Source organism: Sphingopyxis sp. H073 (assembly GCF_001468395.1).
GTDB lineage: Bacteria > Pseudomonadota > Alphaproteobacteria > Sphingomonadales > Sphingomonadaceae > Sphingopyxis.
Genome location: NZ_LNSG01000004.1, coordinates 123,472 through 144,813, shown reverse-complemented (window position 1 = coordinate 144,813; position 21,342 = coordinate 123,472). Strand labels below are relative to the sequence as shown.

The window sequence follows — 21,342 nt, the reverse complement described above, 5'->3', positions numbered from 1 at the left end:
CTTGTTCCTTGGTCCCCCTTTACGACCCCGCCGTGCCCTGGCGGGAACGTTCCATCGTCAGAACTTGAAGCCGAGCTCGACACCGTAAGTGCGCGGCTCGATGGAGCCGGAGAAGGTGAAGAGGCCGGCGACCGGCAGGGTGCTGCCGATGTCGCGCACATTGGTCAAATTGCGGCCAAAGACTGCGACGCTGATTTCTCCGCTGCCCGTCAGGAAGGTGTAGGACACCTGTCCCGACAGATTTTCGCGATCCTTGGTAAAGCAGCGGAAATCGTTGGTAACCGCGCCGAGGACGATCGGCCGGTTGGCGACGATGCAGGTGGCCACCTTGCTCTGGAAGCGGAGCAGCAGATTGGCGTCGAAACGTCCGGAGCCGATTTCCTTCGAATAATTGACGCCAGTCGAGAACTGATACTTCGGTGCGCGGCGCAGGGTCAGCGTCGACACGTCGTCGCCGACGTTATCGCCGTTCAGATCTTTCAGGAATGTTCCGTACCTGGCGTCGATGTAGCTGGCCGATGCCGTGAAGTTCAGCGATTCGGACGGCTGCATGATCAGTTCCAGCTCGGCGCCGGTGATCTTTGCCGATGCCGCATTTCCGACGACCGTCTCCTGCGGCTGGGCCGACCCCGGTGGCGAGGGCTGGACGACCTCTTCCTGCTTGTTGTCATATTTGGTGTGGAACAGTGCGATGTTGGTGCGCAGGGTGCGATCGAGCCAGTCGGCCTTCAAACCGACCTCGAACGCATCGACGGTCTCCGGGAAATAGGGGCCGAGCGAGGTCGGCGATGCGGCGCGTCCGTTGAAGCCGCCCGACCGGAAGCCGGTCGAGTAGGACCCATATATGATCTTGTTTTCGCCGACTTCGTAGGTCGCGTTGGCGCGCCAGGTGAATTTGCCGAACGATGCCTTGCCCGAACAATTGGTGGCAGGGCCGTAAGTCGGCAGCCCTGCCAGGGGCCCCGGTCCAAAGACGCCGGTTACGCTGACGCAGGACCGTCCGTCGAAATTCGGCTGGCTCAATTCGACCAGTCCCACGACCTGGCCGTAGTTGTTGAAGGTTTGCTTTCTGTCGCGGGTATAGCGACCGCCAACCGACAATTTGAAGCGGTCGGTCAGCTTGAACTGGGCGTCGGCAAACCCGGCATAGGACCTTGCCTTATTGTCGGTGTAGGCGCGAAGCGTTGCGCCAGCGGCGCTTTGCGAGGGCACGGGTCCCAGACGCGTGAACTGGTCCAGCTGGTAGTTGCTGTTGTAATAGTAGCCGCCGACCAGAAGGTTAATCGCGTCGCCGAGCTCGGCCAGCACCCGCAGTTCCTGGCTGAACTGTTCGAATTGCTGAATGCGCCGGGTGGCGAAGAAATCCGCCGAACTGCCGTCGAAGTCCTGCGCGACATTCTCGTCATTGGTGCGATAGCCGGTCACCGAAAAGAGCGTGATATTGTCGCTTAGCGACCAGGTGATGTTGCCGGTCACCGCGTCGGTGTCGTTGGAGACGTCATGCGGCGCCAATTGATAGGTCGAATTGACGCCGCGATCGGGAAGCGAGAAGCGATTGCATTCGGCAACCGGCGAAAATCCGGGTGCGCCCGCGGCCAGGCAGATCAGGTCGAGGCTCGACGATGTCGGGATCGAAACCGTCTCGCCGCGCTCGCGCATATGTTCATAGGTTATCTCGGCCGAAAAGTCGCTGCTGGGTTCGATCAAAAGGGTCGCCCCGCCGGTCAGCGTTTCATATTTGCCATCGCGGCCGCCGGTGCTGAGGTTGCGGACAAAGCCGTCGGTCTTGTCATAAAAGCCGAACGCCTTGATCGCGATGAAATCTCCCAGCTTGCCGCTGTTGGCGACCAGCCGGGCACTTTTGGTGTCGAACCTGGCATAGGACAGGCGGCCCTTGACGCCGAAATCGTCGGTGGGCTTGGTGCGCTTCACCTCGATCACGCCGCCGATCGTGTTGCGGCCGAACAAGGTTCCTTGCGGACCGCGCAGGACCTGCAAGCTTTCGAGATCGAAACTGTCGAGCAGCTGGCCGGTGTTCGTGCCGATGAACACGCCATCGACGACGACGCCGACGGTCGGGTCGAAGCTTTTTTCGATGTCCTCGAACGAAATGCCGCGAATGGAGATCGCCGCCGCGCTCGGACCGGCCGACACGCTGTCGATCACCAGGCTCGGAACGCGTCCCGCGACATCGCGAATATCCTGCACCATGCCGGTATCCAGCGCCTTTTCGTCCAAGGCGGTAATCGCGACCGGGACGGACTGGGCGCTTTCTTGGCGCTTCTGTGCGGTGACGACGATTTCGCGGATCGCGCCGCCGCCGTCGTCCTGAACCGGTGCCTCCTGGGCAAAGGCCGGCGTGGCGATGGCAAGTGCAGCGAGCGACACAGTGGCATGGATGGCAGGCAGCGTTCGGGCATGCGTGGTCATCGTCGTTCCTCCCTCTCGCGCCGGCGCATAGGCTCGCCGGTCACGTTGAGGGCAAGGTCCGCTTTATGCCTCGATTCAACAATCATCAAAAATATCAGGCATGCCGTAGCGGCACGAAATGCGCTGATTTCCTTGCTTTCTATTGCCGCTGTGTCGCGCCGCCATCGACGAAGACGCCGTGACCCGACATGAAACGCGCCTCGTCGCTGGCCAGAAAGGCGGCGACGTCGGCGATGTCTTCCGGCTGTCCGAGCCGACCGAGCGCCGCCTTGTCGACCCACTTCTGCCGGAACTCGGGCATCGTGGCGAAGGCCGGGGCGGTCATCGGGGTCTCGATCGCGCCGGGCTGGATGCAATTGACCGTGATGCCATATGCGCCAACCTCGGCCGCGACCGACTTGGTCATGCCCAGCACGGCATGTTTCGATGCGCTATAGGCGGTCATGCCCGCTTCGCCGAAGCTCGACATCACCGATCCGATCAGGATGATCCGTCCGTGCGGCGATCGTTTGAGAAGGGGCAGCGCATCGCGCATCAGGCGAAACACCGCAGTGACATTGACCGCCACCATCTCGTCAAAATAGTCGTCGCTCGCGCCGTCGAGCATCTGCATGCCCGTAATCCCCGCACAGGCGACAACGATGTCGAGCCGCCCGAACCGCGCTTCGGTTTCGGCAACCAGCTTTGCGTTGATGCCGGGCGCCGTCACGTCGGCAAGGATGTCGACCTCGCCAGATCGGTCGGTGGTCAGGACGCGCGAGCCGTCGGCAGCGAGGCGGCGGGCGGTCGCGAGACCGATCCCCGATCCGGCGCCTGTGACGAGCGCAGCACGGCCATCGAGGCGCCCAGCCATCAGAGCGAGCTGCCGCCGTCGACGCGGAACTCGGCGCCGGTCGCGAACGCCGATTCGTCGGAGGCAAGATAGAGCACGATCGCCGAAATCTCTTCGGGCCTGCCGAGGCGGCCCACCGGGTGCGTCGCGACCCAGCTGTCGTAGAGCGCCTGGCCGTCCTCGACCTGCGCCATCACCTTTTCGAGGATCGGCGTGTGGATTGCGCCCGGATGCACTGAATTGCAGCGAATGCCATAACCCTTGCGCGCATAATGCAGCGCGACCGACTTGGTGAGATGCGTCACCGCGGCCTTGGCGGCGTTGTAAGCGGCGAGGTCGGCCTGCGCACGGACACCGCACATCGACGACATGTTGATCACCGAGCCACCATTGGCCTTCATCTTCGGAATCACATGCTTGCAGCCGAGGAAAACGCCATCGACGTCGACCGAAAATTCGTGCCGGAAAGCCTCGAGCGTCAGATCCTCGATTGAGCCATGCGTCGTGATCCCGGCATTGTTGACCAGGATGTCGATCCGGTCGCAGATGGCCAGTGCGGCGAGCCATTCGGCCTCCTTCGACACGTCGAGCCTGACGAAGCGCTGGCCGAGCTCTGCGGCAAGCGCTTCGCCTGCCTCGACGTCGATATCGGCAATGACGACGCTCGCGCCCTCGGCGACGAAGCGGCGGACGATGTCGAGGCCCAGCCCCGACGCGCCGCCGGTCACGAACGCGATCTTGCCCGAAATGCGGCCTTGCCCTTCCATCCTGTCCTCCCTCTTTTGCGACGGCACTATCATGGCCCGGGCGAGGCGAGGGGACTATTTATTGCGCTAGGTGCGGCGGACGGCCGGTCGGGATCACATCGTGGTGGGACAGGAGAGGCGCCATGGAGGACAGCTGGGACTATATCATCGTCGGCGCGGGGTCCGCGGGCTGCGTGCTCGCCGAGCAATTGAGCGCCGACCCGGACATCCGCGTGCTGCTCCTCGAAGCGGGCGGCTCCAATGACAGCCGCTGGGTCACAATCCCGAAGGGCGTCGCGAAGCTCGTCACCAATCCCGACCACATCTGGGCCTATGGTGTGTCGCAGCCGCGTGGCGACGGCAGCGCACCCGGCGAGGTGTGGATTCGCGGCAAGGGGCTTGGCGGATCGTCGGCGATCAACGGCATGATCTGGAGCCGCGGCGAACCGGCCGACTATGACGAATGGGAAAAGCTCGGATGCACCGGCTGGAACGGCGATGCGATGACTGATGCTTTCCGCAAGCTCGAAGATCATGGTCTCGGCGCCAGCGCGATGCGCGGCGCGGGAGGGCCGGTCAGGGTGGCGCCGAAAATCCACAGCTATCCGCTGGCCGAGACGATGGTGCAGGCGGGGGTCGAACTGGGGCTAAAGCCCGTCGACGATCTCAACGCATCCACCTCGGATCGCGTCGGCTTTTACGCGCATAACGTCCGGAGCGGGCGGCGCGAAAGCGCGGCGACGACCTTTCTCGTGCGGGCGAAGAAGCGGCCGAACCTGCGCGTCGTGACGCATGCGATGGCCGAGCGGCTGGTCATCGAGAGCGGCAGGGCCGTCGGGGTCGAGGCGAAGGTCGCGGGCCAGCCGCTGCGTTTCGACTGCGTCGGCGAAGTTATCGTCTCGGGGGGCGCCTTGGAAAGTCCGCTGCTGCTGCAGCGCTCGGGGATCGGGCCGGCCGAAGTGCTGCGGGCGGCAGGGGTCGATCCGGTCGTCGATGCTCCGGATGTCGGCGGGCGGATGCGCGAGCATCTGGGCTTTTCGATGCCGCATCGCCTGTCGCGCGATGTCGGCAGCAACCGCAGCTTCTTCGGCATCGGGCTGCTGCGCGCGATGGCCCAATATATGCTGACGCGCGGCGGGATCATGGCGACGGGGCCCTTCGAGGTCGGTGCCTTTCTGAACCTGACCAGCCGCGACGCGCGGCCCGACCTGCAACTCTATCTTGGCGGCTACACCTTCGCGCTCGGCGACGACAAGCATCCGGTGCCGCTCAGCAGCATCGACCGCAAGCCAGGCATGACCATCTATGGCCAGCTCCTCCGCCTGACGAGCGAGGGCAGTATCATGATCACCGGGCCGGGCAGCGACGCGCCTGCCGACATCAAGCCCAATTGGCTTTCGACGCGCGAGGATGAGCGCACTGCGATCGCCGCGGTGCATGCGATGCGCCGCTATATGGCGCAACCGGCGCTCGTCGGCCTCGTCGAGCGCGAACTGCTTCCCGGCGCGGCGGTGCAGAGCGATGCCCAAATCCTCGCCGCCTTCCGCCGCCTGTCGACCTGCGGCCTCCACGGGGTCGGGACGTGCCGGATGGGCGGCGACAATCGGGCCGTCACTGACGCGCGGTTGCGCGTCAATGGCGTGCGTGGGCTTCGCGTCGTCGATTGCTCGGTGATGCCGTCGCCGGTGACAGGCAACACCAATGCCCCGGCCATGGCCTTGGCCTTGCGCGCCAGCGGGCTAATCCGCGAGGATCGGTGTAAATTGCGCGCGGTCGCCTAGGCGCTCTCGCGTTCCTTCAGCCAGCCGATCCCCCGGCGCAGCAGGTCGTAGAAGACCGGCAGATCCCACGCGCAGCGGTCGACCGTCGGCCACCAGTCCATCATCGGCTGCAGGTCGTAATGGCCGCGGCAATGACCGAGCGTGAGGTAGAGCACCGCTCCCGCGCCATGCCGCTTGATGTAGAAGACAGGGTAGGTGCCCGGCGCATCCTCGGCCTCGACGAAACCCGTGCCCGGCCCGGTGCACTCGGTATCCATCAGCACGTGCAGGTCGCCGTGGGTTTCGAGGTGATAGAGCTCGTCGGTCGTCTCGAACGGCTCGATGCCCTTGGTGAGCTGGTGATCGGGATCGACGACGCGGACGGTATAGGGTTCGATCGCCGGGTGGCTGATGAACTGCGACCCCAGGAGGTCCATCATAAGCGGGGCCCAGCGCGGCGCATCCCATACGCCCGTGTCGAGCAGGCGGAGGATCGAGTTGGTGCCGTGGAGCGCATACCAGCGCCCGCCTTTCGCGAGCCAGCGCTTCAGCGCCTCCTGCGCGGGCAGCGACGGGGTAACATCGCAGGTGTAGGTGATGAGGATGTCGGCGCCCTCGATCGCCTCGATATTGTCGTAATTCTCGAACACGCGCGTGCGGACGCGTTGGTCCTCGGCGAGCAATTTGAGCAGCTCGAGCCGCGCGAAATCCATGTCGTGCCAGACGCCGCCGCAGATCAGCACGCAGTTGATGCGTGGTGGATGTTCGCTGTCGCTCATCGCCGATCCTCTCCTCCTGTTATGGCGCCATCATGCGAATGCGGTGCGCCGCCGTCACCTTGCTGTATTGATAGGTTCCCGAAGACCATGAAACTGGCAAGAGGGCAGGCGAGAGGAGAGGCGCGATGCATCAGAGGCTGGGCGGCAAGGTCGCTTTGGTCACCGGCGGGACGAGCGGGATCGGCGCGGCAACGGTCGAGCGGTTGGTCAAGGAGGGCGCGCAGGTCGTCTTCACCGGCTCGAATGCCGAAGCGGCAGCGCGCGTCGAAGGCCGGACCGGCGCCATCTTCCGGGCCCACCGCGTCGAGGATGCCTCGGCCTGGGATGCCCTGATGACCGAGATCGAGGCCGAATATGGCCGGCTCGACATCGCCTTCGCCAATGCCGGGACCGAGGCGGGCGACGCCAGCGTCGAGGACATCGGCATCGACGCCTGGAGTCATATCGTCGCGGTCAACCAGACCGGGGCGATGCTGACCGTCCAGCATGCGATCCGCGCGATGGCCAAGAACCCGCAAGGACCGACCGGATCGATCATCGTCAACTCATCCATGAACGCACACCGCGCGATGGGCAATTATGTCGCCTATTCGGTGACCAAGGCGGCGGTCGTCGCGCTCGTCAAATCGGCGGCGATCCACTGCGCGGGCAAGGGCTATAGAATCCGCGCCAATGCGATCCTTCCCGGCGTGGTCGAAACCGACATGATCCGCGGCGTCATAGATCGCTCGCCCGATCCCGCGGCAGCGCGTGAAGCGTTCGAGGGTATGGCGCCGATGAAGCGCATGGCGCAACTCGACGAAATCAGCGCGCTGGTCGCGTTCCTCGCGTCCGACGAGGCCGGGTTCATCTCGGGCGCCGATTATGTGATCGACGGCGCGACGACTGCGGGGATGATGGGGGTCTAAAGTCAAATCGCGCCGATTAACGCATTTAACAGTGCCGCTGTGGCGCATCGCCCTCCATATTTCCTCGTCCATCCGCACAACGCGGGCGACGGTACAAGGAGGGCGGGATGGCCTTTTCAGGTTCGCTGGAAGATCGGATTGCCCTTCGCGAGTTGCTCGACAGCTATGCCGACGCGGTTTGTCGTCACAACGCGGATGCTTGGGCAGCAACCTGGGCCGAAGGTTGCGAATGGGAACTCGAAGGCTTCGGGACTTTTCGCGGCAAGGCTCTGGTCGTCGAAACCTGGCGCGCGGCGATGAAGGGGTTTCCCGGTATCATATTCCAGGCCTGGCCTGGCGAGATGATCGTTGAAGGCGATCGCGCCACGATGCGGTCCTACACCGCCGAAACCTACTCCCGCGACGGACATACCCAGAACGATCTTGGCGAATATACGGATACTTGCTCAAAGATCGAAGGACGCTGGTATTTTGTCTGCCGCCGCTTTCGCGCGCTGCATCGGCGGCGGGTCGCGCAATGAGCCGTCCGTTCCGGCGCATATTTCGGAAATCATGAAAGGGTCTGCCATGAAGATCATCGTCGAAGCAAAGGTCGATATCGACGCGGCGCGCCGAGCCGAGGCATTGGACGGGGCTCTGCCATGGATCGAAGGGGCTCAGGCTCAGGCCGGTTGCCTGGGCTATTTCTGGACCGCCGACCCGCACCATCCCTCGCGCGTTCATGTGTTTGAAGAATGGGAAAGCGCCGATGCGTTGGCCATGCACCTTGCCGGCCCGCAATATCGCGGCATGCTCGACCATATCTCGCAATTCGGCATCACCAACGCGGTTAGCCGCAAATTTGCGGTTGAGCGGGAGGGTGCTGTCTATAACGCCGCAGGCGTTGCCAGCGCTGAGTTCGAGTCTTCACCCTGAGCATGATTGCCGGAATTTCCGCCAGACTGGTTTTGCTTTTCGGTTCCGGAGGATATTCATCGTCCTCTAGCCTTTAGATCGCGAGATCCGCCGGGCGCTGTCGGCCATTGCCACTAGCAGATCGCGTCGCTGAGCGAATTGCCGATCGGGTCACCGCCCGCAACCGCGTTGCGAGCATCCATCGGCAGCGCGGTCGCAGCGAAAGGCACCGACCATCGGTCGCGTCCGGCAAGCAGCTTGAATGATATGCGTCCGCTTATCTTGGCGCAGATACAAAAGCAGCCTTTGAGTGAGGATCTCCACCCGCGATTTTCCGCATTTTGTCGCCTGAGCGCGCGGACCGTTGATCGGAGCGGTGTCAGGATCAGCCCGCACCGCCGGCTGTCATCCGACGCGGCGGCCTTGCACATTGGCGATTATCCCGACTTTTGGCCCGGTATCTGCTCGTCGCCGACCTGGAGGCCGCGAGCCCATTTCGGTCCATATATAAGGGAAATCATATAGAGCAGACATGCATTATTATTATTCAGATAGGTGATGGCGCGTCATTTTCTGTCTCTGGGGTAGCTGCGGGGCGATTGTCCGGCAAAAAAGAGGGGGCTGGGAAATGAAGGGGATTTCGCGCAAGAGCCGGATGGCGGTGTTGATGGGGGCGGTGTCCGCGTTGATCGTGCCCGAACTCGCATTCGCGCAGGATGCGTCGGCTTCGGACAGCGGCGGGCTTGATGAAATCATCGTCACGGCCCGTAAGCGTGAAGAGAATTTGCAGACCGCGCCGCTTTCGGTTGCGGCGTTCAGCGGCGAGGCGCTCGAAAAATCGGGGATCGACGAGTTTTCGGAGATCGCCAGCCGCGTCCCGGGCTTTACCTTCAACCCCGATAACGTGTCCGAACCGAATATCTTCCTGCGCGGGATCGGGACCGACATCGAAAGCGCCGCGTCGAACCCGGCGATCGGCTTCTTCCTCAACGACGTCTATCTGTCGCGCGCGCAGGGCACCGCGATCGAACTGTTCGACCTCGAACGCGTCGAGATCGTGCGCGGACCGCAAGGCACGCTCTATGGCAAGAATGTCGTCGGCGGCGCGATCAACTTCATCACGCGCAAGCCGACCGATGAATTCCGCGCCGGCGCCGAGGCCGGGATCGGCAATTACGGCAGCTTCGACGTCAAGGCGAATGTCGCCGGCGGTCTGGCGGAAGGCCTGTCGGGCAGCATCGCGGCGAGCGCGCGGCATCATGACGGCTATGCCCGCAACACGTTCACCGGCAACGATGTCGAGGATCTCGACGCCTATGGCGTGATGGCGCAGCTTCGCTACCAGCCGGGCGACCGGCTCGACATCCTGCTGACCGGCGACCTGACCCGGCGGCGCGGCGGCGGCAAGTGGGTCGATATCCAGATCCCGTCGGACCATAATATCCCGTTCGTGAATGCCGAGCGACGGCGCGGGCCGAACAATATCGATGGCAAGCAGGACGCCGATCTTGGCGGCGTACACCTCAGCGTCAATTACGATACGGGCGTCGGCACGCTGACCTCGGTGACGGCGTGGCGCGAGGGCCAGTTCGCGTCATTGAACAACGATGCAGGCAGCTTCATCGACTTCACTAAGATGATTTACGGACCCGACGGCCGCATCGATTTCGGCGCGATCGACCATTCGCTGTTCAATGATGATTACTATATCAACGACAAGGATGAGACCGCGAAGAGCTTCTCGCAGGACATCCGTTTCCGCTCGGACTTCGACGGGCCGTTCAACCTCCTCGCCGGCCTTTTCTACCAGCATGAGACGGTCGATCGCACCGAGATCGCCGATTATATTTTCGTCGAATTCTATGCGCAGGGGAAGGAGATCGCGGAGACGCGGCTCAAAAGCGACACCTGGGCGGCCTTCGTCGAGGGCACGTTCGACATTACCGACACGCTCGGCGTGACCGCGGGGATCCGCTACACCAAGGACAAGAAACGCTTCTCGGTTTATCGCGAGACGATCGGCGACTTTCTGGGCGCCGAATTCGAGGACGAAAACGGCAATTTCACCCGCGCCTTTTCTGCTTCCGACAAGCGGAGCTGGGACGCGTGGACGCCGAGCCTCAATCTGCACTGGCAGCCCGCCAAGGACGTCTATCTCTATGGCCTCGTGTCGAAGGGCTACAAGTCGGGCGGCTGGAACGGCGAGAATGCGACCAACCCGGGCGAGGCGCGCGTCGCCTACAACCCCGAATATGCGTGGAACTATGAAATCGGCGCCAAGACGACCTGGCTCGACAACCGGCTGCGTTTCAACATCACCGGTTTCTGGACCGAATATGAGGATCTGCAGACTCAGCAGTTCGTGATCTTCGATCCGAACCTGCCTGCCGATAACGTCATCTCGAACGCCGGTAAGGCACGGGTGAAGGGGATCGAACTCGAAACCGCCGTGGTGCCGGTCAGCGGGCTGACCCTCTTCGCCAACTACACATACATGGACGCGAAGATCACCGGCGACCTGATCAGCACCGAACTCCAGTACGATCCGAGCTGCTTCTGCTCGGTCCCGGTGCCGACGAACCTCAAGGGGAATGTCCTGCGCCGATCGCCCGAAAATTCGTTCAGCATCGGCGGCGACGTCACGGTGCCGGTGAGCAGCCGGCTCAACGCCTTCGTCCGCGCCGACTACAACTGGACCGACGATTTCTTCTTCGACAACGAGAACAGCCCGCGCACGTTGCAGAAGTCGGTCGGGGTACTCAACGGATCGATCGGTGTCGCGACCGAGGACGACAAATGGGAATTCCGCGTCTGGGCAAAGAACCTGACCAACGAGCTGTATGAAGCGGGCTAGAGCGACGTGATCGGGTCGGTGCTCGTCTCGTACAATCCGCCGCGCACTTATGGCGCGACGCTCCGCTGGAAATATTGACGCCGCAAGCGGGGCGAGCGGCGATGCGTATCGGGCTGATCGGCTTCGGGTTCATCGGGGCCGAACTCTACCGGCGCATCGCCGCTGAAGGCGGGCCGGGCGAGATCGTCTTTGTTCACAGCCGATCGCGCGAGCGGCTGGCGGGCTTGCCCCGCGAACTGATCCTCGACGATCTGTCGAAGGCGGCAGAGTCCGCACCCGATCTGATCGTCGAGATTGCAGGTCCGGAGATCAGCCACCGCCACGGCGAGATATTTCTGGGCTTCGCGCATTATATGCCGCTGTCGCTGACCGCGCTCGCCGACGACGGGCTGCGTGAGCGGCTGACCGCGGCCGCCGCGCGGTCGGTGCGCTCGCTGCTGGTCGCGCATGGTGCGCTCGTCGGGCTCGACAGTCTCGTAGAATGGCGCGCGATGTGGGACGAGGTTGCGATCAGCTTCCGCAAGCCGCCCGCGAGCCTTGGCCTGACCGGAAGCCCTACGACGCACGAAAGCCTGCTCTTCGACGGCAGCGTCCGCGACATCGCGGCGCGCTATCCGCATAATGTCAACGCAATGGTCGCCTGCGCGCTCGCGACGGTCGGGCTCGACCGCTGCCGCGCGCGGCTGATCGCCGATCCCGCGATCGACCATCTCGAGCTTGCGGTCGAGGCGCGCGGGCGCGACGGGTCGAGCCTGTCGATCTGCCGCCGGCAGCCGGCGCGCGGCGTGTCGGGTAGCGAAATGCCGGCGGCAGTGCATGCTTCGGTGCGCCGCGTCGTCGGTGCTTCGGGTGCGATGGCGTTCGTATGAGACCGGGCGAAGCCGTTCCGATCCAGCCAGTCATCGACGGGTTGGGCTTTACGGCTTTCCATGTGCGCGTGCTCGCGCTGGTTGCCGGGGTGATCCTGCTCGACGGCTTCGACATTCAACTCGCGGCTTTCGCTGCTCCGGCGATCCTCGCCGACTGGCAGATCGGATCGGCGGCGCTCGCGCCAGTGATGGCGGCGTCGCTGCTCGGCATGGCGGTCGGGACAAGCGTCGGCGGGCGGATCGGCGACCGCTACGGGCGCCGCGCGGCGCTCATCGGCGCCGCCTTCTGGTTCGGCGTTACCGCGATGCTGACCGCGCTCTGCCGCGATGTGACGAGCTTCTCCATCTTGCGCTTCATCACCGGCCTCGGCCTCGGGGCGGCGGTACCGAACGCGACGGCGCTCGTGGCCGAATGGATGCCCGAAAGGTCGCGCAACTACGCGCTCACCGTGATCTCGGTCGGAGTGCCTTGCGGCGGGATCGTCGGCGCCGCGCTCGCTTCCTGGCTGATCCCCGCTTACGGCTGGCCGGCCGCCTTTCTGGTCGGGGGCGGCCTGCCGTTGCTGCTCGGTCTCGTCATGATCGGGGCGCTACCCGAATCGCCGATCCTGCTCGCGCGGCGCGGCGATGCCGACGACCGGATCGCACAGCTTGTCGCGCAGGCAGGCGGCACGGCGACCGGGCCCTTCGCACCGCCGCCGGTCGTCGCGCAGGGCGGACATGTCTTCGCGCCGTCGCTTCGGCGTTCGACGATCGGCATGAGTCTCGCCTTTTTCGCGGCGTTGATGGCGGTCTATGCGCTGCTGAGCTGGGTGCCGGTGCTGCTGACGGGCGCCGGCTTTGAAATGGCGAGCGCAATCCGCGGGGCGATGATCCTGAACCTGTCGGGGGTCGCGACGTCATTCGCACTGACCTGGCTGATGCTGCGTATCGGATCGCGGCGCACGATGATCGGGACGATTTGCGGCGGCCTGGTGGCGCTCGCGGTGTGGGCGGCTTTGCTCTCGATGCCCGGCGTTCCGCAGGCAGCGATCCTGATCGGCGTCGCGCTGGCGGGGGCTGGCGTCCTGTCGTTGCAGGTGCTGCTGCTCACTCTGTCGGCGCACGTGTTTCCGGTTGAGTGCCGATCGGCGGGGATCGGCTATTCGATCAGCGTCGGGCGGCTCGGCGCAATCGCGAGCGCATTCGGCGCCGGGCTGTTGCTCGCGCAGCCGAACGGATTGCTGCTCTTCTTCGCGCTGGTCGCCACGGCGCTGCTGGTGCTGGCGGTCGCGATGCTGCTCGTCGACCGCCACCTGCCGCCGCGCGGCTAGGGTCCTGACCTTAATCGCGCGGCGGCCAGGGTTTCGCGGGCGCCTTGAACGACGGCTTGCCGAGCAGCGGCGATGTCAGCGCATAGAAGCCGTGATTGGTGAACGCCCACAGTATGTTGCGGTCATATTCGGCGAAGATGCCATAGGTCAGATTGCCTTGCGACTGGCCGCCGGTTTCTGCCTCGGTCGGAAAGCGCGGGACGAAATAGCCCGCGATCACCGGCTTGGTCGGATCCTTGACGTCGAAGATCTGCACTCCGCCATTGTAGAAGGCATAGGCGACGATGCCGTCGCGAAACCGTCCCGGTTGGGTGAGGTAGCCCGAACGTTTCGGGCCGAAGCTGCCGCGCCGCTGGCAGAAGTCGGTAAAGGCGGCATCGGCGGGGGGTGTCGGGCGCGGGAATTTCGCCGCGATTTTCAGGTCCGCCGGATCGCGCGCATCGACGACCAGAATATCCTTGTACGGCTCATAGCATTCGTCGTTCATCGGATAGCCGTTGGTGAAGATATAGCCCGTGCGCTCATATTGGCTGAGGTCGACGTTATCGAATTCGGTCCCGGCGAACTTCGGCACCTGGTTCACATGGCCGACGATGCGGATGTTCGTGGGGTCGCTGATGTCAAGCGAATAGAGGCCGAGCCCCGCCATCGCGCCGAAGGCGATCCGGCCGCCCTCGTCGGGAGCCTTGGTCATGAACGGCGGCATCCGCGACCCGAACCACGAGGTGCGGTTGCCCGCGCGCGGGTTCATCAGATAGGCCGCCTCATGCTCTGCGTCGCCAAGGATCTGACCCGGTGCCGCGAACTGGCTGACGAATTTGGGATTCGCGGGGTCGCTCATATCCCACACCTGGTAACCCGGCGTGTAGATATAGTCGGCGAACTCGGTCAGCATGAAGTGGTCGTCGGGGGCGGTCGACAGGAACATATATTTGCCGCCCGTCCATGCCGGAATGTCGAGCGCGCCCGATCCCTGCTGCTGTCCCGGCGGCGCGTCCGGATGACGATAATCGGTCGTCCGCTCGGCAACGAGCTTCCACTGGTCGGGAAGCGGGCCGTCCATCACATAGACGCGAAAGCCCTTGAGGCCTTTCCAGCGCTTCAGCGTTTCGACACCCTCGGGTTCGAGATATTTCTCGTCCATGATGCCATAGCGCGGCACTTCGAACGCCTGCACCATCACATATTTGCCGAGCCCCTTGTGCCACGAAATGTTCGCGGCGCCGAAACCCTCGCCCTTGCCATAGGGGTTGACGATGTCGGGCTTGCCATAGGCGCCGATACGCTGGCCGCGGCGATAGACGAGCTTCGCCTTGCGCGGGTCGGTGATATCGAACACCCCCATGCCCGCGCGATAATAGGTGTACATGTAGCGCTTACCGTCGAAATCGGCGATCGACTGCCAGGTGTGGCCGGTCGACGGAATGAAGTTGTAGAACGCCAGTACCTCGACGTTCTTCGCATAGCTTTTCTGGTCCCAGTAACCGAGCTGGCCCGGGAAATTCGGTGCCTGCCGGACGAGCGGCGTCGCTTTGGGATGTGTGAAGCGACCCGTCACGGGGTCCATGCCATAATCCTTGCCGGGCACCGGCGGCGCGGGCTTGCGATTGTAGGTGAGGTTCCACCACGCGCGGATATCTGGATCGGGAATGTCGCTTTCTTGTGCCGTGAGCGGGGGCTCCTTGGCCGTGCTTTCCGGCGGTTCCCCGGCAAAAGCGGGCAGCGCCATGCTCGCCATCGCGAGCGCAAGGGCGCACGCGGCGCCAGCGTAGTTGTTCACCCTGTCGCGCATGGAGACCTCCCGAGCCATAATCCCGCCAGACTTGTCAGCCTTGTGGGGGCGGCGATCCAATATCCTATGGCAGGGTCATTATAATCGCATGGGAATAACGCACCTCGCGTGTGGCCGGCGTCGCCGCGTCATCGAGCGACGATATAGCGATTATGCAATATCATAAGATGCATAATCTATTATCTAGATATACAACGGCGACTAAGAACCGGCCTGCCATTCAATCAGGCCGGCGGAGATGCTTTCCCGTAGAGGACAAGGCGCGTCCGGCTGCAGGAGAGGACATGATGGAATCGACACGGGCCCTGCGTTGGGCACTTCTTGCCACCGTCGCCACCCTTGCGGCACCCGCCGCGGCGCAGGCCCAGGCCGCTCCCGATGACGGCGTCGAGGCGTCGGGCGACGAGATTGTCGTCACCGCGCGCAAGCGCGAGGAAAGCCTGCAGGACGTGCCGATTTCGGTGCAGGCGTTCAGCAGCGCCGCGCTCGAACGCTCGGGCATCAAGGATTTCTCCGAGATTGCGTATCGCGTTCCGGGTCTCAAGCTCAGCGCCGAGCGTGCGGTCGACACCGAACTTTTCATCCGCGGCATCGGTTCCGACATCCAGGGCGCGGGCGCCGACGGCGCGGTCGGCATCTTCCTCGATGGCGCCTATCTGTCGCGCGGCACCGGATCGCTGCTCGATCTCTATGACCTCGAACGCGTCGAGGTGCTGAAGGGGCCGCAGGCTCTGCGCTTTGGGAAAAGCGTCGTCGGCGGGCTGATCAACTATGTGACGAAAAAGCCGGGCAACGAGTTCGAGGGGCGCTTCGAGGCGACCTATGGCAATTACGACAAGCTCGACGTCGCCGCGTCGGTGCGCGGACCGGTGTCCGACACGCTCGGCCTCGGCCTGACGGTCAGTTCGCGCAAGCACGAGGGTTATGCGACCAACACGCGCGGCGGCGACGAGGAGGACCAGAATGTCCAGTCGGTGCGTGGGCAGCTCCGCTGGCAGCCCGACGCGACGCTCGATATCAATCTTTCGGCCGACTATACGCGCCACCGCGACGGTGCGCGCTGGGTCGACATCATCGACCCCGCCGACAGCAACGAGGTCACCTACCTCGGCTTCTATGCGCCGCCGATCGCCGGCCTGCCCGGTTTCGTACTACCGAACCGCAACGCACCGTTCCAGAGCGCCAAGCGCCGGTCGGGCGCGCATAATTTTACCGGCTTCCAGAATTCGGACATGTACGGTGTCAGCGGCAGCATCGACTGGCAGCCAAGTTCGGCGCTCAGCATCACCACGCAGACCGCCTACCGCGATTCATCGCTGGCGGCGCGCGAGGATGGGTCGGGGATGTTTTTCGATTTCGCGATCGATCCGGCGACGAACGCGCCCGATATCACGCCCGCGATGCTGGCCGGGATCGACACCTATCTCGCGACCGTCCCCGACAGCTATTTCGACAGCGGCAAGGCCGAGGACGTCAAGCAATTCTCGCAGGAGCTGCGGTTGCGCTGGGACGATGGCGGACCGCTCCGTATCGAAGGCGGCGTCTATTATCTGCGCGAAAAAATTCGCCGCGCCGAGGACGTGAATTTCCTGTTCCCCGACTATCAGGCGATCGAGGAATTCGCCTTTGCGATGGCCTTCGGCGGCACGCCGGGGACGCCGTTTCCGGGCTCCAACCATACGGTGACGACGTCGAAAAACGACAATATCGGCGTCTTCGGCGAACTCAGCTACGATCTGACCGACCAGCTCACGCTCGAAGCGGGGCTGCGCTATGCCTATGACCGCAAGGTCTATTCGAACAACCGGTCGGGCGTGTCGTTCGAGGGGGCGCCGGTCAACTTCGTGGTCGGCGAAACGCGGAGCTGGGACGCCTGGCTACCCAGCGCGACGCTGCGGTTCGAGCCGAATGACGATGTCACGCTCTATGTGCGCTACGCCAAGGGATACAAGCCGGGCGGCTGGACCGGTGAGGATGCGAATACCCCGGCAGAGGCGCTGGTGTCGTTCGACCCCGAAACTGCGGACAGTTTCGAGGCCGGCGCCAAGCTGGCGCTCGCCGACCGGCGCATCTTCCTGAACGCCGCCGCCTATTACACCACCTACGACAATCTCCAGACCAACCAGTTCCTGTCGCCGGGACCGGGGCTGCCGCCTGACAATTTCGTGTTCAACGCGAAGAATGGCACGCGCGCCTACGGTCTGGAACTCGATTTCCAGGCGCGGGTGACCGAACGCTTCACGCTGTCGGGGAATTACGCCTATTCGAAGTGCAACTTCACCGGCGAGCTGATCATCGACGACGACGGCACCGACCTCGACGGCAACAGCTGTCGCCGCACGCCCAAACATGCCTTCAGTGTGGCGGCGAACCTCGACCAGCCGATCAGCGACAGCCTGGTGCTCGTCGCGGGCAGCGACTTCCAGTACACCGGCGCCAATTTCTTCGACAATCCCAACACGCCGATCCTGAAGTTCGACAGCGAAATCCTGCTCAATGCCCGCATCGGCGTGCGGGACGCCGACGACAAATGGGAGCTGACGGCGTGGGCGAAGAATCTGACGAACGAGCTCAACTACACGAGCAAGCTTGAGCTGTTCGGCACGATCTATGGGACCTATATTCCGCCGCGCACCTATGGCGTGACCGCGCGGTTCCGCTTCTAGGCAGAAAGGGTCGTCGATGACGGGCAACAACAGATATTGGACGGGCGGCGCGGCGATGCTGGCGGCGCTGCTCTCTCCCGCGGCGCTTTCCGCCTCCGACTGGCAGGAGAAACCTGCCGGTCCCATCAATATCACCGATCCGTGGTTGAAGGCGTGGCAGGAGGCGACGCCCGAGAACCCGCCCGCCGACCCGGTGCCCGGCGTCGATTACGGGATGAATCCCGATGGCAGCTTCCGCCATCCCGCCTCGACGCGACTGACCACCGACGTTCCGGGTTTTCCCGGTCAGCTCGAACACTGGGACCAGAAGAGCTACGCCAAGAATGTCGAGGTCATCGCCTTCTATCCGGCGGTGACCTCGCCGTGGCACGCCTGGGCGAATGTCGTCGATTTCGGCGGGCGGCGGTATCTCTACACGCACGACCGCGACTATCTGCGCATCCTCGACGTCACCGATCCGCGCAAGGCGAAGATCGTCTGGTCGAAAGGGGGCGTCTGGGGTGCCGATGGATCGAGCGAGGACTGGGACGCGGCGGCCGTTACCGATTACTTCGGTGGCGTCACCGTCGCATGGAACAAAAAGCTCCAGCGCAACGTCCTGATCGCCTCATACGAAATCGGTCGCTTCGGCCTGCTCGAGGACAAAAGGCGCGAGCCCGACAAGGTCGCGGCGCAGCGCCACTATAATTCGCTGAAGGGCTTCAAGGTCTTCGCGATGAACGGGCCGACGCCCGATAAATGGGATCTCATCGCGACGCGGACGACCGACTACAGGCATCCCGACGCGCCGATCGGCGAGCAACAGGGATCGGGCGCGCTCGATGCGGTCACCTGGTGGGGCGGCAAATATATGCTGCTCTCGTCCGCGCCCGACGACAGCTACGGCCTCACCGAATATCCCGACTATCTCTATTCGCCGGGCTATCAGGTCTGGGACATGGACGATCCGGCGAACCCGAAGTTCGTTTCGCAGATCACCGTGCCGGGCCAGGTGATCGGCGACAAGGCGAGCGAGGCGGCGTACCGCGCCAATCCGCGCGCGGGCAACCGGACGAGCTGGATGGGGTCGCGCAACCCGATCGTGCTTACTAAGCCGGTCGAGCAGGGCGGCAAGATCGGCTTCGGCGGGATGGGCGGGCTCGGCTTCTACACCTTCGACCTCAGCGATCCGGCGCAGCCGAAAGCGCTCGGCCATTTGACCGTCCCGCCGAGCTACGCCGGGACCGAGTTCGATAATGTCGATGTCAGCCAGTACGACCGCACCGGCTTCGTCTTCTCGAACGGCTACCCGATGAACGAGAGCTGCTTCGAGCCGTACAAGGATATTTTCTCGATCGACGTGCGCGATCCCGCGCATCCGAAGGTCGCGGCGAAATTCCCGCGGCCGGTGCCGCCGCCAGGGGCGGGTTTTACCGACTATTGCCAACGCCGCGGCAGCTTCGGGCCGAAGCGGTCGGGCGGGCTCGGCCAGCCCGAGCGCGGGCATCAGGGAATTGCCATCTACGCGTTTTACAACGCGGGCATCCAGATCTTCGACGTCAAGGACCCGGCGAAGCCGGCGATCGCGGGCTATTTCGTCCCGCGCTTCCCGACCGAGAAGGAGTTGCCGAGCTATACGTTCGGCAATTCGACCTTTGCCGTGTACACCGAATATGACCGTAACATCATCTGGGCCTTTTCGGTGAACGGGGTTTACGCGCTGTCGAGCCCGCTGCTTGGCAAGCCGAACCTTGGTGCCCCGAAAAAGATCTGGCCCGAACGCCGCTGACCCGCTGACCGGAGAATAGATTATGCGCGCATGGACTATCGCGCTGGCGGGAGCATTGCTCCTTGCCGGATGCTCGAACGCACCCGCCAAAAAGGCGGCGGATAAGCCTGCGGAACCTGCGGGCGACAATATCCTCCACATCAGTTGGGGCGGGATCGCGGAGGCCGATCCCGGCGAGGCGAAGCGGCACTGGTCGACCTGGACGATCAACCTCGTCGATGGCGGCACGGCTTATGGCTGGCTGTCCGACAAGGGCACGACGCTGCCGCACGCGCTCAATTTCGAACTCGCGGGTAACGGCAAGATCGCTGCCGTCGCGCTCGACAACCGGTTTGAGCCCGTGGTGCGCGAGGACGGATCGATGTCGCAAACCGCCGAAGGCTCGCCGGTTCGTCGCTTCGCGCTCTTGGGCTCGACCGAGGGGCCGGAGGGGCCGTTCGAGACGCTCGTCGAAGGGGAGGCCAAGGCCGACGCTCAGACGGTCGTGAAACTTCCGAAGGAAAGCTCGGCGCGCTGGCTCCGCCTGAGGATCGACAGCAACTGGTCGGGCAAGGGACCGACGCGGCTCTCAGACCTTGCCGTCATCGGCACGCTCGACCAGCGCGGCGCCGCCGCCGTCGCCGACGTCAGCGGCGTTTATGGCCATGAATATGGCCCGATCGCGCTGCGGCAAAAGGGCAACGAGATTTTCGGCTGCTACAATGACGGGCTGGGTACGCTGCGCGGCACGATCTTCGGCCGGATCATGCGGCTCGCCTGGTTTTCGAGGGAAGAGGGCAGCATCGGTTCGGCGACGCTGGTCGCGGCGAACGGCAAGCTCTATGGCTTCTGGTATCGCCCCGAAGACAAGATGGGGAGCCCGTGGAACGCGGTGCGGGAAGGCGGCCTAGAAGGCGCCGATTCCGGCCAGTGTCGCGCGGCGCTCTATCCGCCTGCCTGATGCCGAGGATCATGCCATGAGCCTGCCGTTTTCCGTTGCCGTGCCGACCGTAGAGATCGCGGGAAGCGACGACCGTTTCCCCGTTCGGCGCATCTTCTGCGTCGGCCGCAATTATGCCGAGCATGCGCGCGAGATGGGCGGTGCGCCCGATCGCGAGCCGCCTTTCTTCTTTTCGAAGCCTGCCGACGCGCTGGTCGAAGCGAACGCGGATATCGCGATGCCGCCGCGCACCGCGAACCTGCATCACGAGATCGAACTGGTTGTGGCGCTTGGCAGCGGCGGGCGCGACATCGCGCAGGACAGGGCCGTCGAAACGATCTTCGGCTACGCGGTCGGCAATGACCTGACGCGCCGCGATCTGCAGGCCGACGCGAAGGCAGCGGGGCGGCCGTGGGACATGGCAAAGGGCTTCGACGCCAGCGCCGTGATCTCGCCGATCCGCCGCGCCGAAGAGATCGGTCATCCCGCCAAGGCGCGGATCTGGCTGACGGTCAATGGCGAGGCGCGGCAGGAGGACGACATCGCCGACATGATCTGGCCGGTCGCCGATATCGTCGCCGAACTGTCGACCTACGTCGAACTCAAGGCGGGTGACCTTATCTACTCCGGCACGCCGGCGGGCGTCGGCCGTATCGTCGCCGGCGACCTGGTCGAGGGCGGGGTCGAGGGCGTCGGGACGATCGCGAACCGCTTTATATAACGCATAGGTATATCGCGGCGGTCATTCGGTATTATTTGTTTATGGCGGACGCGCCTAGGCCGATTGCCAGAACGGCTCTTGCATGAAGGAT

Annotated in this window: 16 protein-coding genes; 11 read left to right on the top strand and 5 right to left on the bottom strand. The window is 63.9% G+C overall.

Features of this window, described 5'->3' with window-relative positions; translation table 11 throughout:
• Positions 1 to 57: 57 nt before the first annotated feature.
• The 3 genes from ATE64_RS08695 to ATE64_RS08685 all read right to left on the bottom strand — a co-directional run bounded on the left by ATE64_RS08695 (position 58) and on the right by ATE64_RS08685 (position 4,029).
• The gene (locus tag ATE64_RS08695) at positions 58 to 2,430 is read right to left on the bottom strand and encodes a TonB-dependent receptor (RefSeq protein ID WP_058454829.1); all 2,373 of its coding nucleotides are present in this window, start codon (positions 2,428 to 2,430) and stop codon (positions 58 to 60) included.
• 139 nt (positions 2,431 to 2,569) lie between these two features.
• Positions 2,570 to 3,283, bottom strand: coding sequence for an SDR family NAD(P)-dependent oxidoreductase (locus ATE64_RS08690; protein ID WP_231729054.1), 714 nt, complete (start codon positions 3,281 to 3,283; stop codon positions 2,570 to 2,572).
• On the bottom strand, positions 3,283 to 4,029 hold the full coding sequence (locus ATE64_RS08685; RefSeq protein WP_058454828.1) for a glucose 1-dehydrogenase: 747 nt from the start codon (positions 4,027 to 4,029) through the stop codon (positions 3,283 to 3,285). Before ATE64_RS08685 ends, ATE64_RS08690 begins: the two co-directional genes overlap by 1 nt.
• A 122-nt stretch (positions 4,030 to 4,151) precedes the next feature.
• On the opposite strand from ATE64_RS08685, the gene ATE64_RS08680 reads away from it, so the two are divergent.
• Positions 4,152 to 5,789, top strand: a complete 1,638-nt coding sequence (locus ATE64_RS08680; RefSeq protein ID WP_058454827.1) for a GMC family oxidoreductase N-terminal domain-containing protein — start codon at positions 4,152 to 4,154, stop codon at positions 5,787 to 5,789.
• On the opposite strand, the gene ATE64_RS08675 is transcribed toward ATE64_RS08680, so the two are convergent.
• Positions 5,786 to 6,547 (bottom strand): ThuA domain-containing protein, encoded by a 762-nt coding sequence (locus ATE64_RS08675; RefSeq protein WP_058454826.1) that lies wholly within the window; start codon positions 6,545 to 6,547, stop codon positions 5,786 to 5,788. The two genes, ATE64_RS08680 and ATE64_RS08675, sit on opposite strands and share 4 nt — an antisense overlap.
• A gap of 125 nt (positions 6,548 to 6,672) precedes the next feature.
• Here ATE64_RS08675 and ATE64_RS08670 point away from each other — a divergent pair, with 125 nt between their 5' ends.
• The 6 genes from ATE64_RS08670 to ATE64_RS08640 all read left to right on the top strand — a co-directional run bounded on the left by ATE64_RS08670 (position 6,673) and on the right by ATE64_RS08640 (position 13,385).
• Complete coding sequence (locus ATE64_RS08670; RefSeq protein WP_058454825.1) at positions 6,673 to 7,455, top strand: SDR family NAD(P)-dependent oxidoreductase; 783 nt, start codon at positions 6,673 to 6,675, stop codon at positions 7,453 to 7,455.
• Between the two features lie 107 nt (positions 7,456 to 7,562).
• Positions 7,563 to 7,976, top strand: a complete 414-nt coding sequence (locus ATE64_RS08665) for a nuclear transport factor 2 family protein (protein WP_058454824.1) — start codon at positions 7,563 to 7,565, stop codon at positions 7,974 to 7,976.
• A 46-nt stretch (positions 7,977 to 8,022) separates the two neighbouring features.
• Positions 8,023 to 8,370 carry an antibiotic biosynthesis monooxygenase gene (locus ATE64_RS08660; protein ID WP_058454823.1) on the top strand — a complete coding sequence of 116 codons (348 nt, stop codon included), beginning with the start codon at positions 8,023 to 8,025 and terminating at the stop codon, positions 8,368 to 8,370.
• Between the two features lie 607 nt (positions 8,371 to 8,977).
• Entirely contained in the window at positions 8,978 to 11,203 is a 2,226-nt protein-coding gene (locus tag ATE64_RS08650) for a TonB-dependent receptor (protein ID WP_058454821.1), read from the top strand.
• Positions 11,204 to 11,304: 101 nt separating this feature from the next.
• Positions 11,305 to 12,072 carry an aspartate dehydrogenase domain-containing protein gene (locus ATE64_RS08645; protein WP_058454820.1) on the top strand — a complete coding sequence of 256 codons (768 nt, stop codon included), beginning with the start codon at positions 11,305 to 11,307 and terminating at the stop codon, positions 12,070 to 12,072.
• A complete protein-coding gene (locus ATE64_RS08640) occupies positions 12,069 to 13,385 on the top strand; it encodes an MFS transporter (protein ID WP_058454819.1) in 1,317 nt (438 codons plus the stop codon). The genes ATE64_RS08645 and ATE64_RS08640 overlap by 4 nt, the downstream gene beginning before the upstream one ends.
• Before the next feature lie 10 nt (positions 13,386 to 13,395).
• On the opposite strand, the gene ATE64_RS08635 is transcribed toward ATE64_RS08640, so the two are convergent.
• Positions 13,396 to 15,177 carry a hypothetical protein gene (locus ATE64_RS08635; RefSeq protein WP_058454818.1) on the bottom strand — a complete coding sequence of 594 codons (1,782 nt, stop codon included), beginning with the start codon at positions 15,175 to 15,177 and terminating at the stop codon, positions 13,396 to 13,398.
• Positions 15,178 to 15,461: 284 nt separating this feature from the next.
• Here ATE64_RS08635 and ATE64_RS08630 point away from each other — a divergent pair, with 284 nt between their 5' ends.
• From ATE64_RS08630 to ATE64_RS08615, 4 genes are read left to right on the top strand one after another with little or no spacing between them, the layout of a single operon-like run.
• On the top strand, positions 15,462 to 17,843 hold the full coding sequence (locus tag ATE64_RS08630; RefSeq protein WP_167541759.1) for a TonB-dependent receptor: 2,382 nt from the start codon (positions 15,462 to 15,464) through the stop codon (positions 17,841 to 17,843).
• 16 nt (positions 17,844 to 17,859) lie between these two features.
• A complete protein-coding gene (locus tag ATE64_RS08625) occupies positions 17,860 to 19,611 on the top strand; it encodes a hypothetical protein (RefSeq protein ID WP_058454816.1) in 1,752 nt (583 codons plus the stop codon).
• Between the two features lie 22 nt (positions 19,612 to 19,633).
• Complete coding sequence (locus tag ATE64_RS08620; protein ID WP_058454815.1) at positions 19,634 to 20,551, top strand: hypothetical protein; 918 nt, start codon at positions 19,634 to 19,636, stop codon at positions 20,549 to 20,551.
• A gap of 16 nt (positions 20,552 to 20,567) precedes the next feature.
• A complete protein-coding gene (locus ATE64_RS08615) occupies positions 20,568 to 21,251 on the top strand; it encodes a fumarylacetoacetate hydrolase family protein (RefSeq protein WP_058454814.1) in 684 nt (227 codons plus the stop codon).
• Positions 21,252 to 21,342 lie beyond the last annotated feature (91 nt).

Coding starts and splice junctions, on each gene's coding strand:
- ATE64_RS08690 (WP_231729054.1), bottom strand. CDS start 3,283: ATGGCTGGGCGCCTCGATGGCCGTGCTGCGCTCGTCACAGGCGCCGGA.
- ATE64_RS08615 (WP_058454814.1), top strand. CDS start 20,568: ATGAGCCTGCCGTTTTCCGTTGCCGTGCCGACCGTAGAGATCGCGGGA.
- ATE64_RS08645 (WP_058454820.1), top strand. CDS start 11,305: ATGCGTATCGGGCTGATCGGCTTCGGGTTCATCGGGGCCGAACTCTAC.
- ATE64_RS08620 (WP_058454815.1), top strand. CDS start 19,634: ATGCGCGCATGGACTATCGCGCTGGCGGGAGCATTGCTCCTTGCCGGA.
- ATE64_RS08670 (WP_058454825.1), top strand. CDS start 6,673: ATGCATCAGAGGCTGGGCGGCAAGGTCGCTTTGGTCACCGGCGGGACG.
- ATE64_RS08640 (WP_058454819.1), top strand. CDS start 12,069: ATGAGACCGGGCGAAGCCGTTCCGATCCAGCCAGTCATCGACGGGTTG.
- ATE64_RS08625 (WP_058454816.1), top strand. CDS start 17,860: ATGACGGGCAACAACAGATATTGGACGGGCGGCGCGGCGATGCTGGCG.
- ATE64_RS08630 (WP_167541759.1), top strand. CDS start 15,462: ATGATGGAATCGACACGGGCCCTGCGTTGGGCACTTCTTGCCACCGTC.
- ATE64_RS08685 (WP_058454828.1), bottom strand. CDS start 4,029: ATGGAAGGGCAAGGCCGCATTTCGGGCAAGATCGCGTTCGTGACCGGC.
- ATE64_RS08675 (WP_058454826.1), bottom strand. CDS start 6,547: ATGAGCGACAGCGAACATCCACCACGCATCAACTGCGTGCTGATCTGC.
- ATE64_RS08650 (WP_058454821.1), top strand. CDS start 8,978: ATGAAGGGGATTTCGCGCAAGAGCCGGATGGCGGTGTTGATGGGGGCG.
- ATE64_RS08635 (WP_058454818.1), bottom strand. CDS start 15,177: ATGCGCGACAGGGTGAACAACTACGCTGGCGCCGCGTGCGCCCTTGCG.
- ATE64_RS08660 (WP_058454823.1), top strand. CDS start 8,023: ATGAAGATCATCGTCGAAGCAAAGGTCGATATCGACGCGGCGCGCCGA.
- ATE64_RS08665 (WP_058454824.1), top strand. CDS start 7,563: ATGGCCTTTTCAGGTTCGCTGGAAGATCGGATTGCCCTTCGCGAGTTG.
- ATE64_RS08695 (WP_058454829.1), bottom strand. CDS start 2,430: ATGACCACGCATGCCCGAACGCTGCCTGCCATCCATGCCACTGTGTCG.
- ATE64_RS08680 (WP_058454827.1), top strand. CDS start 4,152: ATGGAGGACAGCTGGGACTATATCATCGTCGGCGCGGGGTCCGCGGGC.